The organism is Massilia sp. DWR3-1-1, assembly GCF_049898325.1.
Taxonomy (GTDB): domain Bacteria; phylum Pseudomonadota; class Gammaproteobacteria; order Burkholderiales; family Burkholderiaceae_D; genus JAFCUW01.
Window position 1 is genome coordinate 135885 of sequence record NZ_JAFCXL010000012.1, and the last position, 15652, is coordinate 151536.

The 15652-nt window shown below is 63.7% G+C and carries 15 protein-coding genes; 8 read left to right on the forward strand and 7 right to left on the reverse strand.

The window, feature by feature from the left end; translation table 11 throughout:
* Positions 1-6 precede the first annotated feature (6 nt).
* Genes ACP7EY_RS14565 through ACP7EY_RS14590 form a run of 6 tightly spaced genes read right to left on the reverse strand, consistent with a single transcriptional unit; the run spans position 7 to position 7143 of the window.
* Positions 7-1089, reverse strand: coding sequence for a FemAB family XrtA/PEP-CTERM system-associated protein (locus tag ACP7EY_RS14565; protein ID WP_426194748.1), 1083 nt, complete (start codon positions 1087-1089; stop codon positions 7-9).
* Entirely contained in the window at positions 1086-1958 is an 873-nt protein-coding gene (locus tag ACP7EY_RS14570; RefSeq protein ID WP_426194750.1) for an XrtA system polysaccharide deacetylase, read from the reverse strand. The genes ACP7EY_RS14565 and ACP7EY_RS14570 overlap by 4 nt, the downstream gene beginning before the upstream one ends.
* A gap of 2 nt (positions 1959-1960) precedes the next feature.
* Positions 1961-2968, reverse strand: a complete 1008-nt coding sequence (locus ACP7EY_RS14575) for an XrtA/PEP-CTERM system-associated ATPase (protein ID WP_426194752.1) — start codon at positions 2966-2968, stop codon at positions 1961-1963.
* Positions 2969-2998: 30 nt separating this feature from the next.
* Positions 2999-4558 carry a TIGR03016 family PEP-CTERM system-associated outer membrane protein gene (locus ACP7EY_RS14580; protein ID WP_426194754.1) on the reverse strand — a complete coding sequence of 520 codons (1560 nt, stop codon included), beginning with the start codon at positions 4556-4558 and terminating at the stop codon, positions 2999-3001.
* The gene (locus ACP7EY_RS14585; protein ID WP_426194756.1) at positions 4551-5582 is read right to left on the reverse strand and encodes an XrtA-associated tyrosine autokinase; all 1032 of its coding nucleotides are present in this window, start codon (positions 5580-5582) and stop codon (positions 4551-4553) included. Before ACP7EY_RS14585 ends, ACP7EY_RS14580 begins: the two co-directional genes overlap by 8 nt.
* Positions 5583-5604: 22 nt before the next feature.
* The gene (locus tag ACP7EY_RS14590) at positions 5605-7143 is read right to left on the reverse strand and encodes an XrtA system polysaccharide chain length determinant (protein ID WP_426194758.1); all 1539 of its coding nucleotides are present in this window, start codon (positions 7141-7143) and stop codon (positions 5605-5607) included.
* Between the two features lie 565 nt (positions 7144-7708).
* On the opposite strand from ACP7EY_RS14590, the gene ACP7EY_RS14595 reads away from it, so the two are divergent.
* The 8 genes from ACP7EY_RS14595 to ACP7EY_RS14630 all read left to right on the forward strand — a co-directional run bounded on the left by ACP7EY_RS14595 (position 7709) and on the right by ACP7EY_RS14630 (position 14723).
* Positions 7709-8494, forward strand: coding sequence for a S1 family peptidase (locus tag ACP7EY_RS14595; RefSeq protein WP_426194760.1), 786 nt, complete (start codon positions 7709-7711; stop codon positions 8492-8494).
* A 199-nt stretch (positions 8495-8693) separates the two neighbouring features.
* Complete coding sequence (locus ACP7EY_RS14600; protein WP_426194762.1) at positions 8694-9311, forward strand: XrtA/PEP-CTERM system exopolysaccharide export protein; 618 nt, start codon at positions 8694-8696, stop codon at positions 9309-9311.
* 162 nt (positions 9312-9473) lie between these two features.
* Complete coding sequence (locus tag ACP7EY_RS14605; protein WP_426194764.1) at positions 9474-10112, forward strand: hypothetical protein; 639 nt, start codon at positions 9474-9476, stop codon at positions 10110-10112.
* 21 nt (positions 10113-10133) lie between these two features.
* A complete protein-coding gene (locus tag ACP7EY_RS14610) occupies positions 10134-10445 on the forward strand; it encodes an HPr-rel-A system PqqD family peptide chaperone (RefSeq protein WP_426194766.1) in 312 nt (103 codons plus the stop codon).
* Positions 10442-11368 (forward strand): HprK-related kinase A, encoded by a 927-nt coding sequence (locus tag ACP7EY_RS14615; RefSeq protein ID WP_426194768.1) that lies wholly within the window; start codon positions 10442-10444, stop codon positions 11366-11368. The genes ACP7EY_RS14610 and ACP7EY_RS14615 overlap by 4 nt, the downstream gene beginning before the upstream one ends.
* Positions 11365-12471, forward strand: coding sequence for a nucleotidyltransferase domain-containing protein (locus ACP7EY_RS14620; RefSeq protein WP_426194770.1), 1107 nt, complete (start codon positions 11365-11367; stop codon positions 12469-12471). The genes ACP7EY_RS14615 and ACP7EY_RS14620 overlap by 4 nt, the downstream gene beginning before the upstream one ends.
* A 249-nt stretch (positions 12472-12720) precedes the next feature.
* Complete coding sequence (gene pepA / locus ACP7EY_RS14625) at positions 12721-13530, forward strand: flocculation-associated PEP-CTERM protein PepA (protein ID WP_426194772.1); 810 nt, start codon at positions 12721-12723, stop codon at positions 13528-13530.
* A gap of 146 nt (positions 13531-13676) precedes the next feature.
* A complete protein-coding gene (locus ACP7EY_RS14630) occupies positions 13677-14723 on the forward strand; it encodes a hypothetical protein (protein WP_426194774.1) in 1047 nt (348 codons plus the stop codon).
* A 5-nt stretch (positions 14724-14728) separates the two neighbouring features.
* Here ACP7EY_RS14630 and ACP7EY_RS14635 read toward each other — a convergent pair whose 3' ends face one another.
* A complete protein-coding gene (locus ACP7EY_RS14635; protein ID WP_426194776.1) occupies positions 14729-15631 on the reverse strand; it encodes a ThiF family adenylyltransferase in 903 nt (300 codons plus the stop codon).
* Positions 15632-15652 lie beyond the last annotated feature (21 nt).

The window sequence follows — 15652 nt, forward strand, 5'->3', positions numbered from 1 at the left end:
CACCGCTCAGCCCAGATTGCGCACGATATGCGGGCCGATCAGGTTGGCCAGCGGCAGCGGCAGCTTTTTCCACATCTTGATGAACAGTGCATATTTCGGATTGAGCGGATTGTTGTCCGGCAGGGCCGTCGCGTTGATCAGCTTGTATTCGTAGGGCAAGTGCTGGGCCGTGAAACCCCAGTTCTTTTTAAAATCATAGGCGCCCGTGCCCAGTTTGCTGCGGCCGAAGTCGAACAGGCGCGCGCCCCGGGCGGCGGCGGCCTGCATCAGGTTCCAGTACATGAAATCGTTGCCGGCGACATCGCGCGCGAGTGGCATGCCGCCGCCGTAATAGGGCACCACTTCATCGCGCCAGTAAAAGCTAAGCACGGCGGCGACCAGCGCGCCGTTCTGGGTGATCACGCGCACTTCGCATTCCTGGCCGAATTCCTGCTGCAGCATGGCGAAATATTTTTTCGGGAACACGGGGGTGCCCAGCCGGTGCACGCTCGAGGCATACGCTTCGAACATCCGGTCGACGTTGTCGTCGACTTCGCCGATCAGGCCCAGCTTGATGCCCTTGCGGACCATCGCGCGCTGCTTGCGGGGGATGGCGTTGAGGTTTTCCTCGTCGTCGCCCGAGATCGCCTTGCGGAACGTGACGTACAGCTCCTTGGTGTGCCAGGCGGCGTCGCCCGGGTGGGCCGCCACCATGTTGCGGTATTCGAGGTGGCCCACGCCCAGTGTGCGCGCCAGTTGTTGGGCGGCGCCGTCGAGCAGGGGACGGGCGGCATCGACCGTGGCGGCCACCCCGCCGTAGACGCAAAACTGCATGGCGCCCAGCGCGTGGCCGAACAGCCGGCTCTTGATTTCCGCCAGCGGCAAGACGCCGACGATCTGGCCGGCCTGTTCCACGTAATAAAACCAGGTCTTGAGATTGAACGACTGTTCAATCACGCGCTGCCAGCCCGACAGGTGGAAGAACGTGGCCTCGGGGCAGGCCCGCACGAACGCATCCCAGCGGGCGCGGTCGGCCGGCTGCATCAGCTTGACGGTGAGGGGGGCGTCGGCGCTGGCGGCCATGACGGGGAGGTCGACAAGCACGCTCATCGCGCGCCCAGAAAAATACGGTCCATGCGGTCCCATGCAAAATCCTCGGTCAGGCGGGCGATGCGGCCCTCCATGCGCTCGAGGTTGACGTAATGACGAAAGCGGCTCTTGGCGCCCACCCCTTGCGGACGGGGCTGCCCCGGGTCGATTTCCCACGGGTGAAAATAAAAAATCGCCGGCTGGCGGTCGTCGCGGTTGACCTTGTTCATCATCCAGCGCGACACGGCGTAGGGCAGCAGGCGGAAATAGCCGCCGCCGCCGGCGGGCAGATTTTTTTGCAGCATGCGCACGGTGGTGATGGGAATTTCCAGCAGGCCGTCCGGGCCGTTCGGATAAAACGCGAAACGGGGGGCGTCGGGCATGCCGTAGTGGTCGTGGGCGATGGGGTAGATCGACGAGCTGTAGCGGTAACCGGCTTCCTTGAGGGCGTCCAGCGCCCACAGGTTGTCCTTGCCGATGGAAAAGCTGGGGGCACGGTAGCCGATCACCTGCTGGCCGCCGATGTCTTCGAGCAGCTGTTTGCTGCGGATGATGTCGTCGTCGAATTCGGCGCGGCTCTGGTCGGAGGCGCGCAGGTGGGCATAGCCGTGGCTGGCCAGCTCGTGGCCGCCGGCGACGATGCGCCGGACCATGTCCGGGTAGCGCTCGGCGATCCAGCCCAGGGTGAAGAAGGTGGCATGCACGCCGCCCGTGGCCAGTACGGCGAGGATGCGCTCGATGTTCGCTTCGACCCGGCACTCGCGCGCCGGCCAGCTGGCGCGGTCGATATAGGGGGCGAAGGCGGAGACCTGGAAATAATCTTCGACGTCGATCGTCATCGCATTCTTGATGACGGCGCCCGGGACGGCCGGCTGGGGCAGGGGATGCATGTTCATTTGTTGTGGTCGGTGGAGGACACCGTGCTGTTGGGGGTGGCGACGATCTTCTTGAGGATCGACAGGACCGAGACGATCGACTTTTCCAGCCGCACCATGCGCTCGTCCATCTGGCCCGACGAGCCCACCGGCTCGGCCGCCATCGGCTCGGCCACCTCGGCGCGGGCCGCTTCGGCCGCGCCCGGCGGCAGTTGAAATTCATCATCGATGTCGGCGATGACTTCGGCCACATGCTCGCCCGTGAAGGCGTGCAGTTCTTCCAGGTAGCCCATCAGCAAAATGCGGTCGCACAGGGTGTTGACCTTGCGCGGGATGCCGCCCGTGTAAGCGTAGATGGCGGCGTAGGCTTCCGGCGCGAACGACGGGTCGCCGTTCCAGCCGACGGTGCGCAGGCGGTGCTCGATATAGGCTTCGGTTTCGGGCGCGTCCATCGGTCCCAGGTGGTAGCTGGCGATGACGCGCTGGCGCAGCTGGAGCATGCTGGCGCTGTGCAGGGTCGAGCGGAACTCCGGCTGGCCCAGCAGGGACGTTTGCAGCAGCGACTTGTCGTCCGTCTGGAAGTTCGACAGCATGCGCAGCTCTTCGACGGTGCGCGGGGTCAGATTCTGCGCTTCATCGACGATCAACAGGGGACGCTTGCCGGCGCGGTCGGCCTCGCGCAGGAATGCTTCCAGGCGCGTGAGCAGGTCCGGCTTGCTGGCGTTTTCGTACGGCAAGCCGAACGCGGCGGCGACCATGCGCAAGGTGTCGTCCGCGTCCAAGCTGGTGTTGACGATGTTGGCGGCGATGATCTGCTCGGACGGCATGTTGTTGAGCAGATTGCGCACCAGCGTGGTCTTGCCGGCGCCCACCTCGCCCGTAATGACAATAAACCCTTCGCCCTGCGACAGGCCGTAGTCGAGGTAGGCCATGGCGCGCTTGTGGCCCTTGCTGCCGTAAAAGAAATGGGGGTCGGGGCGCAGGCGGAATGGTTTGGCCGACAGGCCATAATAGGTTTCATACATCGCGGGCTCGATTCTGCGTGGTGTCTGCGGTTATAACTGGTAATTGAGCGAGGCGCTGACCGCGTTCTCGCGGTAGCCACGGCCGCGCGCATCGAAGCTGTCGCCCTGGTTGCGGCGCACTTCCAGGTTGCCGGTCAGCTTGCGGGCGAACTGGCGGGTCACGACAAAATTGACGTTGGTCTGGTTTTGCCGGATACCGGTGGCAACCGAGAGCGCGCGCGACTTCGACGTGGCCAGGGTTGCCGAGGTGCGGGGGGAGAAGCGGTAGTTCAGGGCCAGGCTGGCGCTGAGCTGGCGGGTGTTCTCGTTGAGGCCGCCCACGACCGTATCGGTCGCCAGCGCCTGGTCGACCCCGGCCGGTGACAGCGCCGTGCGGCGGGTGTTGCTCAGCGAGGCGATCAGCGAGCTGCGCGTGCCGTTGAGCACCACGGAACCCTGGAATTGCTTTTGCAGCAGCAGGCGGTTGCTGAAGTAATTGACGTCATTGGCCACCGAGGTGGGCAGGCCCTGCGCGACGATATAGGCGTTGATGGCCTGGCGGCGCTCGACCGGATCAGGGAAGGCGGCGGCAAAGCTGGCGTCGAGCAAGGCGGCAGTGTCGATCGAACCGGGGCGCAAAAACTGCGCACGCGCGGTGGTGATCTCGTCGCGGTAGCTGGCGTTCCAGATGGTCCTGCGGCTGCGCGCAGTGGCGGCCAGTGAATAGGTCTTGCCGAAATAGCGGCGGCCGATGCTGGCGTCGATGCTGGTGCGCTGTGACGGCGTCCAGGTAAAGCCGCCGGCAAAGCTCTTGCCGCCGCTGGTGCCGCCCAGGCCCTCGTAGGTGTAGCGGTCGTAGCCACCGTTGGCGTACACGCTCAGCGAACTCTTGATGCGGTAGCGCACGGTGGCGCTGGCATTGTCGTTGTCGGACTGGCCCGCCAGCGGGTCGCCGATGCTCTGGTGCGACGCTTGCAGGTCCCACCCCACCGTGTGGAAGGCGGGGCCGCTGGCCAGGTTCAGGTTGACCGCATCGCCGGTGCTGTTGGCCAGCAGGCCACGGCTCGATTTGACGGAATCTCGGGTGTAGCGCAACTGGCCGGTGGCGCTGTTGCCGAACCGGTGGACCAGGTAGGGGCTGATGCGGTAGGTGGTGACGTCGTCGCGGTTGGCGTTGTTGTACGCGCTTTGATTTTGCTGGCCGAACGCCGAGACGCTCTGGCGCGAACGGCTGGCGGCGCCGTCGACGTAGAGCAGGTCTTCGATGAGGTCGGCCTTGCCGCCGGAGGCCAGTTGCAGGCTCGTCGAGCTGGTATTGGCGGGCTGGCTGCCCGAATAGGCGTACAGGTGCGCGCCCAGGTTGGCGAACAGTTTGACCCGCGGGCCGTTGATGACCATATTGAGCGAGGGCGACAGATCGGTGATGAGCTGGCTGTCCGGATTGTCCGCGCTGAGCTGCACGTTGTCCGTGTAGGTTTCGCGCACGCTCACGGCCGGTCGTAGCTGCACTTCGGCCACGGCCGGTGCCGACAGCACCATGCCAAGCAGCGCCAGCGGTGCGACCAGCTGGATGGCGGGCAAGCGCACCATTGGCGCGCGTCGCTTAGCCATAGTGATAGTCATAGGTTTCTTCGATACCGGGGAACTCGCGCGTCTTGTTGTAGATCATGTTGACGTTGCTGCAGCCTTCGAGCTGGCGCAGCGATTCCTTGACGGCGTGCTGGGTCGTCGTTTCCGACTCCACCACGAGCACGATCTGGCCCATGTGGGTGGCCAGCACTTGTGCTTCCGACGTCAGCAGCAGCGGCGGCGAATCGAAAATGACGATCCGGTCGGGGTAGCGGTTGGCGATCTCGTAGACGAAGGTCTTCATCGCCTGGCTGGCCAGCAGCTCCGTGGCGCGGGGCGTGCTGGTGCCGGCCGGCAACAAGCTGAGGGTGTCGACGTTGGTGCGCAGCATGACGTCGGCCAGGTCAATTTTATCGTCGAGCAAGATGTCCATCAGCCCCCGCTGGGCCGGCAGGCCCAGGGTGCGCAGCACGGAAGGGCGGGCGACGTCGGCATCGATGAGCAACACCGTGTGGTCGAGCTCCATGGCGATACTCATGGCCAGGTTGATGGCGCAATAGGTTTTACCTTCGCCCGGCACGGAGCTGGTGATCATGATCAGGTTGCCTGGTGGCTGGCCAATCGCCGGCTCGGCGAATGCGCGCTTGATCAGCGGGCGCTTGATGATACGGAAGTCTTCCACCAGCAGGGTGCGCCCGCCGGCGGCGGTGACCATGCCCATCTCGCGCATGCGGTTCAGGTCCAGTTCAACCTTGCGGGTGCCCTGCTTGCGCGGCCTGGCGGCGGGCGCTTCGGCCAGCGCGGGCTGGGCCGGCTGGACCGGCTGGACCGGGGCGGGCGCCACGATGGCGGCCGGCTCGGGCGGCGCCGGCGCGATCACGGGCGCGGCCACGACGACTGGCGTGATCACGGTGGCGATGCTGGGCTCGGCGGTGGCCGCCGTCGGCACGCTGTCGGTGTCGATGATGACGGGGACGTCGGCCGCGAGCGTCGCGGCAGGCTGGGAGGCGGCCAGCGCCTCCTTCTTTTGGTCGATGCGGCGCGCCGCTTTTTCGATAATGCTCACATTAGCTCCCGTGTGCGTCCGCTTACAGCGAAGGTCGAATCAGAATGGCGGCCATGACGGCGCCGTAGGCCCCGAACAGGCCAAAGACGGCCGCGCTCATGGCGTACAGGCGGCCGCGCCGTTTTACTTTTTGCTCGATGGTCCAGTTCATGCCGATGCTGCCCAGGATGGGAATGCCGGTGACGTCGCGCAGCGATGCCTGGCTGAGGAAGGTCGGACGGATCTGGCTGAGCAGCAAGGCCGTGGCCAGGCCGGCGATCAGGGCGCCGGCAAACACCAGCGAGAACAGGCGTGGACGGTGCGGTCCGGCCGGGGTCAGCGGCACGGTGGGCGGATCGATCACGCGGAACGTCAGCATGTCGGTGGCCGAACTCAGGTCGCCTGACAGCTTGGCCGTCTCGCGGCGCTCGAGCAGTTTCTGGTAGTTGCTCTGGTTGACCTGGTAGTCGCGGTTGAGCTGCGCCATCTGCGCTTCCACTTCCGGCGCCGCCACGCCGGCGATGCGGGTGCGTTCGAGACGGCCCGCATATTCTTCGACGCGGGCGCGCAGCGAGGCCACGCGCGCTTCGGCGGCCGACAGCGACACGTTCATCTGCTGCAGCATCGGGCTGTAACTGGCGCCCGGGTCGTTGGTGGCCTTGCGCGGCTTCTTCGCCTCTTCGCGGCGCTGGCTTTCCAGTTGCGCCAGCAAGCGCTTGCCGGCGACGATGTCAGGGTGCGCCTCGGTGTACTGCATGCGCAGGGTATCGAGCTGCTTGTTCAGGCCGGTGATGCGGGCGATCAGTTCCGGATCGACCTCGCCCACGTCGCCTGGCGGGGTGCCCGGACGCGGTTCGTCGCCGGCGATCTGGCGCTTGATGGCGTTGCGGGCCTGCTCGGCTTCGCGCAGTTCCAGGCGCGCCTGGTTGAGCTGGTCGGACAGGTCGGTGATCTTGCCGCTGAAGTCGCCGCCGGATTTCGGCAACAGGCCCATGTTGCGGATCTTGAAGTCCTTCAGCGCCGATTCGGCCGCCGCCAGCTTCTGCTCGTAGCTCTTGATCTGGTCTTCGATGAACTGGATGGCCTTCTCGGAATCCTGCTTTTTGCCGCCAAAGCTGCCTTCGACGAAAATCGTCAGCAGCGACTGCACCACGTCCTTGCCCAGCTTGGGGTTGGGGTTGTTGTAGGTGATCGTGTAGATGTCGTCGCGTTCGGTGCCGAGGATCTTGATTTTCTCAATCAGATCGTCGACCAGCTTTTCGTGGTCCTTGGCGTTGGTGGTCTTGACGTCAAGATCGACCATGCGCATGACGCGTTCGACGTTCGGCCGGCTGATCAGGGTGCGCCGCATGAACACCACCTGCTGGTCCAGGTTGGGCATCGAGGTCATGCCCGACAGTAATGGTTTCAAGATGCTCTGGGTGTCGACGTACACCCGGGCAGAAGCTTGATAGTCATTGGGCAACTTGTAGACCACGGCCCAGCCGATGATCGCCACCACCCAGGAAATGATCACGGCGTACCAGCGGTATTTGCCGATCGCCTTGAGGAACGCTAATACTACGGCTGTCAGTTCTGCCATCTCGTCAATCTCGCCATCAGGGTGGTGCTAGGGGTTAAATGTGCGCATGTATACAGGGCACACACGCAGGGGGATTCACCGTATCATCGCTTGTACTGAGAGCAATTGCAATTGCGTAATGGAAAAACTGCGCTGTGGGTGCAAGAAAAACCACGGCTTGCAAGAGGATAAGGCAAGACTTCGTTTGTTCATCGTCAATGCTTATTGAAATTGCGTCAGCGGAGGGAGCAAGATGAGGAGATTCGGGCTGAGCCACATTGTATTGTTGGCCCGTGTAAAACGCCAGAAATAATGCAATTAACACAAAGTGTGTCCAAGGTGGTATTGATAGGTGAAATCAGGCATAAAGTTATGATACTAAAATAAAAGTTTAATCGCTATTTCCGTATCATTTATGCATCACGCTCTCGCCATCACCGTGCTGTCGTCGTGCCGCGAGGGGCGACAGCGCCGTCGTCGGCGCTGGCCGGCACCCCCCAGTCCGACGAGTTTATCTGGTATCTTAAGAAACCCCTGTTCCATAGAGATAATTCTTGATTATGAACAACAACATCGCGGCGCTTCCATGCCAGTAATCCGCGCCCTGCACCGTTGTGCGCGCGCCACTATATTGCTCGGCGGCGCCGTCTGCTTGAGCAGCGCGCTGGCCGCCAGCGGCGAATTGCCGCGCACCGTCGCCGCCGTCAAACCGTCGATCGTCGGCGTCGGCACCTACCTGAAAACCCGCAGTCCCGCCGTCACCTTTAACGGCACCGGCTTCGTGGTCGACGACGGCCTGTCCGTGATCACCAATGCGCACGTGGTGCCGGCCATTCTCGACAGCGAAAAGCGCGAGGTGCTGGGGGTGGTGATCGCGCGCGGGGGCGAGACGGAGTTTCGCGAAGCGAGCGTGGTGACCATCGACAAGGCGCACGACCTGGCCTTGCTGCGCCTGACGGGCGCGCCGCTGCCGGCGCTGGCGCTGGGCCAGGACGGTGACGCCCAGGAGGGCATGGATCTGGCGTTTACGGGGTTTCCGCTGGGTATGGTGTTGGGTCTGCACCACGCCACCCACCGCGCCACGCTGGCGGCAATCACGCCCATCGTGCTGCCTTCGCTCAGTTCCCGCACCCTCGATGCGCGCATGATTGCCCAGTTGCAGCGGGCGCCCATGCAGATCTACCAGCTCGATGGCACCGCCTACCCGGGCAACAGCGGCAGCCCCGTGTACGACCCCGCCACCGGCAAGGTCATCGCGGTGATCAACATGACCATGATCAAGGGTTTGAAGGAGACGGCCATCACCAGTCCCAGCGGCATTTCGTATGCGATCCCGGTGCGCCATGTTCGTGATTTGTTGCAACGAAAGTAGGTATCAAGAAAATATTTCTGTGGCGAGCGTGCATCGGTGGCAAGCTTGATGGGGTAAAATACAGCAGCCTAAAAAATATTTAAATTACAATTATTGCGCGCCCTCACAGGTGCTTTTTGTGAACCATTGCTGCCTTTGTGGCCGCGCAACGCGCGCCGCCGCCTGTTTATCTAGGGATCTCGACGTGATGACAATTACTATGAAAAGTTTGAAATGGGTCGCTACGGCGGCCGCGCTGCTGGGCGCCGTGGTGCTCGGCGGTTGTACCACCAGCCGTCCCCTGGCCTCGCCGGCCAGCGTCGCCGTGGTGCCGCACGACTATCTGATCGGCCCAGGCGACAGCGTGTCGATCAATGTCTGGCGCAATCCTGAAGTGTCGATGACGGTGCCGGTGCGCCCCGACGGCAAGATCACCACGCCCCTGGTCGAGGACCTCGAAGCGTCCGGCAAGACCGCCACCCAGCTGGCGCGCGACATTGAACAATCGCTGTCGAAGTTTATCCAGCAGCCCGTCGTCACCGTCATCGTCACCGGCTTTGTCGGCACCTACGGCGAGCAGATCCGCGTGATCGGCCAGGCCGCCAAGCCACAGGCGCTGCCGTACCGCCGCGACATGTCGCTGATGGATGTATTGATCGCCGTCGGTGGCGTCACCGAATTCGCTTCCGGCAACAAGGCCAGCATCTTGCGTTCGGTCAACGGCAAGCCGCAGCGCCTGAACGTGCGCTTGAACGATCTGATCAAGGACGGTGACATTTCCGCCAATGTGCCGATGCGTCCGGGCGATGTGCTGGTGATCCCGGAAAGCTTCTTCTGATTGTCGAATTCTTTTACACCAAGCAATCTCCGGATTGCTTTGGTCGAATTAAGTAATTGAATTTAAACAAGAAATTCCAGTGGCGATGGCTGGAATGGATTTTGCCTCCCATCTGTTGATGGAAGTATATTCGCATGACGGTGTCAGACTGAAGGAAAGAACGTGTCTAAAGAACAAATCAATAGCGATCGCGCCGACCCAGGCGCTCCGGGCCCATCCACGCAAGCACTGTCGGCGGCAGGCAATGCACGGCGCCGCTTCACCCGCCGCGCCGGGGCAGGCTCCGCCGGTGTACTGATGACCCTGGCCAGCGCGCCAGGCATGGCAACGGACGCGCTCAACTGCATGGCGCCGTCGCGCCAACTGTCGCAGACGATCAACAATAGTGCGCGCCCGAATACGGGATTGGCGTGCAGCGGCGTGGGCCCGCTGTCCTGGGCGAAGACGTATTCGCCGTGCGTGCCGCGCTCCGCGCGCGATGACGTCAGGCTGCGCGACGTGTTGCCTTGTGGCACAAGCACCGACGGCGCTTATTTTCTCAAGGATATTGTGTGCAATGGCGTCAATACCACCACCGGCGTGGTCTCGGCGCTCGACGACAAGGGCGAATTTGGCCGGGCGCTGGTGGTTGCCTACCTGAACGTGTCGTCCGGAAAAATCAGTTTCTTGACGCAGGAATCACTCGTCTCGATGTACGTCGACATGACGACGACGATGCGCTACCGGGTCGATGCCACCACCTCCTGGGATATGGTGACCTTGACCAAGTATCTGAAGCAAACCTATCGAGCGGGATCGTGAGCCTGTCCGCTCCAGTTTGATTTGCCAGTTTCTTCTCCTTTCTCCGGCCCGCATCGCGGGTGGCGCTTGCGGCGCGGGCAACAGGTCCGGCACCGCCAGTGGGACGATGAGGTGCTGGTTTTCAATGATCTGTCCGGCGCGTCCCACCTGCTCGATGCCGATGGTTACGCGCTGCTGAACGTGTTGCAGGGTATGCCTGACGGCGCGTCCGTGGCGCACATCGCTGCCCAGTTGACGCTGCAGTTCGATGAGGACGAACCGATCGACATTGCCACGATCGAGCTCATGCTGGCGAACCTGTGGGCCTGTGAGCTGGTCGAGGCGATGCCGTGAGCGGTGCCGCCACCGTCTCGAGCCTGTCGGCGCCGGCCCTGGCGGCGCGCCTGGCGGGCCCCGGACTGTATTTGCAAACGGGCCCGTTCATCAATCGGATCACCTCGACCGTGGCGCCGATCGCCGCCGGCATCGGCTCGATGTACGCCGACTATCGGCTGGCCGAGAACACCGATTTCGCCGATTTTCACCTGGGCTTCGACAATGCCGGTGGCGTGCGGCGCTGGTGGCGCCCGCAGGTGCACTTCAACCATGACGGCGCCGCGCCGTTTGCGCCATTGCCCGTCGATCAGGGCTACGCCATGTTCGAATGGATGCTCAACTGGTGTGTGTCCAGCCGCGCCCACGACTACCTGATGATCCACGCCGCCGTGCTGGAAAAGGATGGCTGCGCCTTGATCATGCCGGCGCCTTCCGGTTCCGGCAAGAGCACGCTGTGCGCCGCCCTGGCGCACCGGGGCTGGCGCCTGCTGTCTGACGAACTGGCCCTGATTCGCCTGCGCGATGGCCAGATCGTGCCGCTGCCCCGTCCCATCAGCCTGAAGAATGATTCGATCGCCATCATGCGCGCTTACCTGGGCGCTCCCGTGATCAGTCCGCCCGTTGGCTATACCGCCAAGGGCGTGGTGGCCCATCTGAAGCCGCCCGCCGACAGCGTGGCGCGGGCGGCGCAGACGGCGCGCCCGGCGTGGATCATTTTCCCCCAGTACGCCGCCGGCGAAGCTGCCGTACTGACGCCGATGGCGCGCGCGCGCGCCTTCATGCGCGTGGCCGACAATGCGTTTAATTTCAGCTTGCTGGGCGCGGACGGCTTCGACGCACTGGGCGATGCCATCGATCGCAGCGACGTGTACACCTTCCGCTACGGTAGTCTCGACGAGGCCGTCGAGACGTTCTCGCGCCTGACGGCGCGCCAGTCGTGAAGGCCGCTGCCCCATTGCCCTTGCTGGTGCGGGTGCTGCGTGCGCCGGCGGCGGTCGGCGCCTGTTCGCTGGCGGACTGGGACCTGATTTTGCGGCAGGCACTGAGTGCCAACCTCAGTGCGGGCCTGGAAGCGGCACTGGCCGGCGCTGGTCTGCTCGAGCAGGTGCCGGCGCCCGCGCGCCGCCACCTCGACTGGGCGCGCCGCATGGCCGAACGGCATATGCGGGCGGTGCGCCAGGAGGTGGCCTGCCTGGCCGAGGCCCTCGATGCGCTGGCGCTACCCCTGATTCTGCTCAAAGGCGCCGCCTACGTGATGGCCGATGCGCCGGCCGCGCGGGGGCGACTGTTTTCCGACATCGATATCCTGGTGCCGGCCGCACGCATCGAGGCGGTGGAAAGTGCGCTGATGCTGCATGGCTGGGTCACTAGCAACGACGATGCCTACGACCAGCGGTATTACCGCGAGTGGATGCACGAGCTGCCGCCCATGCACAATATCCGGCGCCAGACCATGCTCGACGTCCATCATGCGATCTTGCCGCCCACCGCGCGCGTCCATCCCGATTCGGCCCTGTTGCGTGCCGACGCCGTCGCCGTGCCGTGCGCCGTGAACGGCGCAGCGGTGCTTACGCTCAGTCCGGCCGACATGGTGCTGCACAGCGCCACCCACCTGTTCTTCGACGGCGAATTCGATCACGGCCTGCGCGACATGGTCGATCTCGATCGCCTGCTGCGCCAGTTCGGCGCCGACCCCGCGTTCTGGGATGCGCTGTCGGCGCGCGCCGCCCGACTCGAACTGGCGCGCCCCCTGTTCTACGCCTTGCGCTACGCGCAGTGGCTGTTCGACACCCCGGTGCCGGCGGCCGTCATGGCCGAGGTCGACCGCCTGGCCCGCCCCGGCGCCCTGCTGCTGGCGCTGATGGATGCCATGTTCGAGCGCACCTTGCTGCCATCGCACGCCAGTTGCAGTGACGCGCTGACGGCGCCCGCACGTTTTTGCCTGTATTTGCGCGGCAACTGGCTGCGCATGCCGCCGCTGATGCTGGCACGCCACCTGTTTCACAAGGCGTTTCTTTCTCCCAAAACAACGCCGGCCCAGTGATCGCCGGCCGGCCTTGTAGGGCAAGACGCCGGCGCTGAAATCTTTTCATTACCACAAGGAATTATTTTTTCTGACAATGTGTCGGATTTCTTTACACTCACCTCGCGCAGCATCCCCGAAAGTATCGTAAGTAACTGATTTTAAAGGTATTGATTAAGCTGGCACGGTACATGCTTATACAGTGGCAGACCGTCCTTCTCGGTTGAGGGCAAGACAGAATATCTAACGCACAATATCAGGAGCACTACCATGGCTTTTAACTTCAAAAACAAAATCATCGCCGCCGCAGCTGTTCTGGCAATGGGCGCCGCCTCGTTCGCACAAGCTGCTCCGACCTTCACCGTCGACGCCGCTTCGGTCAATCTTGCTGGCGCCGCAATGGGTAACGGTGGCGTGTTCGAGGCACAATCGATCCTGGCCGGTTCGTCGGAACTGCTGCACCGCAGCATGATCGACGGCAAGCTGACCGACACCGGCAGCGGCTACATCAAGTACAGCACCTTCAAATTCGCCGATACCGTCACGGGCGAAGCAGAAGATTACGCGATCACCGGTTTCAACCTGTACGTGAAATTTGACCTGGTCGACCTCGTCGGCGCCGGCCCTGGCGGCTCGAACCTGCTGACCGCACTGAACTTCACCATGTACGCCGACCCGGACAACAACACCAAATTCTTCACCGCTGGCCGCAATACCGACGGTTCCGGCCGCGAAGCGAGCGTCGCATTTACCGACAACGACTACGCGCTGGCAACCGGCGTCTTGATCGACGGTACCGCGACCATCACCCCACAGTTTGGCGCCGCACTGAACGCCAACACCACGTTCGAGCTGACCGCAGCTGGCAAGCTGTTCTTCATTGAGCCAAAGCCATTCTTCACCCTGTCGTATAACGGCTTTAACAACCCGACTGGCGCTGCCGTTTTCAACATCGACAACACCTTGTCGATCAACGCTGGCGGCACCACGGAATTCGCCGTTCCTGAGCCAACCTCGATCGCTCTGCTGGGCCTGGGCTTGCTCGCTGTCGGCGTTACCGCCCGTCGTCGCAAGTCGTAATAGCATGCCAGCGGCGCCGTCCGGCGCCGCTGCGGAAAAAACCCGTCGCTGCGACGGGTTTTTTTTCGCCCGAAAATCCCCCCAAACTTGCCTGGTTACACTGAAAGCCGTGGTAGGCTGGCGCCACCGTCTTTTCCGGATATCACATGCCGCATTTTATTGAACAGCTGGCCGCCATCGGCGCCCTGGCGCCGTCGGCCGACAATTCGCAGGGCTGGCACATGGACTGGTCAGCCGACACGCTGGCACTGCGCCACATGTCCCGCCATGCGGGCACCAATGTGTTCGGCGCGCGCAGCCACGCTACCCTGCTGGGGGTCGGTGCGCTCGCGGAAAACCTCGACATGGCGCTGGTGGCGAATGGCGTGGGCGGGCAGTGGCAATGGCGTGCGGCGCCCGACGATACCTACGCGAGCTTGCGGCTCGAGTGCATTCCAGCGTCGTTCACGGCGCCCGCCGGGCCGGCCGCGCGCCACACCAACCGCCTGCCCTACACGCGCGCCGCCTTGCCGGCGGCGCTGGTGGCCAGGCTGGCCGTCGATGTGCAAGGCGGCAACCGGATCACCGTCTTGCAGGATAAAGCGCAGCGCCAGGCGCTGGTCGACCTGGTGCAGGCTGCCTCAAGGGCGCGGTTTTGCGATCCCGCCTTGCACGCCTGGCTGTACGGCAGTCTGCGCCATACGCCGGAACAGGTGGCGCGCGGCGACGGCCTCGATATGGCCAGCCTGGGCCTGCCCCCGGGCGGCAAGGCGTTCATGGGGCTGATGTCGGACTGGTCGCGCATGAAGATACTCAACCGGCTGGGGGCGTACAAATTGCTGGCCAAGGCGGAAACCGGCCTGATTGGCGCGGCGCCGGCGCTGATGTGCGTGTCCGGACCGTCCGGCGACGCTGCAGTGATCGACGGTGGACGGCTGCTTAACCGGATCTGGACGGGATTGAACCTGGAAGGGCTGGCGGTGCAGCCGTATTACGTGGTCAGTGACCAACTCAATCGCCTGCGCGAGGGCACCCTGGTGACGGGATTTGAGGCAGAAATGCGGACCGTCGAGGCGAAATTGCAGGCGCTGCTTGGCTTGCAGCCGGGCGAGATGCTGCACATGATTTTGCGGGTCGGCTATCCGCAGCGGACGGCGGTGCGTTCGCGCCGCCTGCCCTTGTCGGCCGTGTATGGAGAAAGCGGCGACGCCTGAGCCGCTCAGGCGTCCGGCGCGCCAGCCAGCTGGCGCTTGCCGATCGCAATCATCAGGGCATGCAGGGGATTACGGTTGCCCAGCGGGCGCCAGGTCAGGGCCATGCGGTTGCGGTAGGCGTCGAACTGCATGCCGTGCGGCGCCGCGCGCACCTTGCCGCGGCCGAGGAGAATCTTGAGCGCCTCGGTGGCCGCCACGCCGGCACAAATCTGGCACGCCATGATGGTTGACGGGCCCTTCCGCTGGTGAAAACTGACGCTGGACGGGTCAACCAGGTAGGGGCGGTGCAGGCCGGCCGGCGCCAGCCCCACCACGAAGCGCACAGCCTTCTCGAGGTCGCTGCGCTGGCCCCATTGAAAATACTCCTCGAAGGTCATTTTGCCGGGCATGAAGTTGAGCAGGGCGGCGCCCATGCCCAGCGGCGCCACCGTGGTGGCGGGGATGCCCAACTGGGCGCATAGCGCAAATGTTTGCTGGCGGATGTCGAAGGCAAAGAAATCGAGGCCGTCGATGTACAGGTCGACTCCCTCAAGGAAGGCATGCAGATTGTCCTTGTTAATGCCCATCGGGAATATCTTGATGTCCGCGCCGGGATTGATCTCGCGCGCCATCTGCGCCATCACCTCGACCTTGGGGGCACCGATGGTGCTCATGTTGGCGCCGACCTGGCGGTTGAAATTGGCGATATCAAAATTGTCGAAATCGGCGATGTGGAAGGCGCCGATGCCCAGCCGCGCCAGGGTCAGCAAGTGCACCCCGCCCACCCCGCCGCCGCCGGCGATGGCCACCCGCTTGCCGCGCAGGGCGGCCTGCTCTTCATGGGTGACCCAGCCGATATTACGGGCGAATGCCGATTCGTAGTGGAAGGCGCGGGCGGACGCGGCGGCGGAAGGAGCGGGTATTGTCATATTGCAATACTATCATGAAGC

Bases quoted from the DNA above. Each gene is read 5' to 3' on its own strand.
- ACP7EY_RS14595 (WP_426194760.1), top strand. From the start codon at position 7,709: ATGCCAGTAATCCGCGCCCTGCACCGTTGTGCGCGCGCCACTATATTG.
- ACP7EY_RS14600 (WP_426194762.1), top strand. From the start codon at position 8,694: ATGAAAAGTTTGAAATGGGTCGCTACGGCGGCCGCGCTGCTGGGCGCC.
- ACP7EY_RS14570 (WP_426194750.1), bottom strand. From the start codon at position 1,958: ATGCATCCCCTGCCCCAGCCGGCCGTCCCGGGCGCCGTCATCAAGAAT.
- ACP7EY_RS14630 (WP_426194774.1), top strand. From the start codon at position 13,677: ATGCCGCATTTTATTGAACAGCTGGCCGCCATCGGCGCCCTGGCGCCG.
- pepA (WP_426194772.1), top strand. From the start codon at position 12,721: ATGGCTTTTAACTTCAAAAACAAAATCATCGCCGCCGCAGCTGTTCTG.
- ACP7EY_RS14575 (WP_426194752.1), bottom strand. From the start codon at position 2,968: ATGTATGAAACCTATTATGGCCTGTCGGCCAAACCATTCCGCCTGCGC.
- ACP7EY_RS14580 (WP_426194754.1), bottom strand. From the start codon at position 4,558: ATGGCTAAGCGACGCGCGCCAATGGTGCGCTTGCCCGCCATCCAGCTG.
- ACP7EY_RS14590 (WP_426194758.1), bottom strand. From the start codon at position 7,143: ATGGCAGAACTGACAGCCGTAGTATTAGCGTTCCTCAAGGCGATCGGC.
- ACP7EY_RS14565 (WP_426194748.1), bottom strand. From the start codon at position 1,089: ATGAGCGTGCTTGTCGACCTCCCCGTCATGGCCGCCAGCGCCGACGCC.
- ACP7EY_RS14635 (WP_426194776.1), bottom strand. From the start codon at position 15,631: ATGACAATACCCGCTCCTTCCGCCGCCGCGTCCGCCCGCGCCTTCCAC.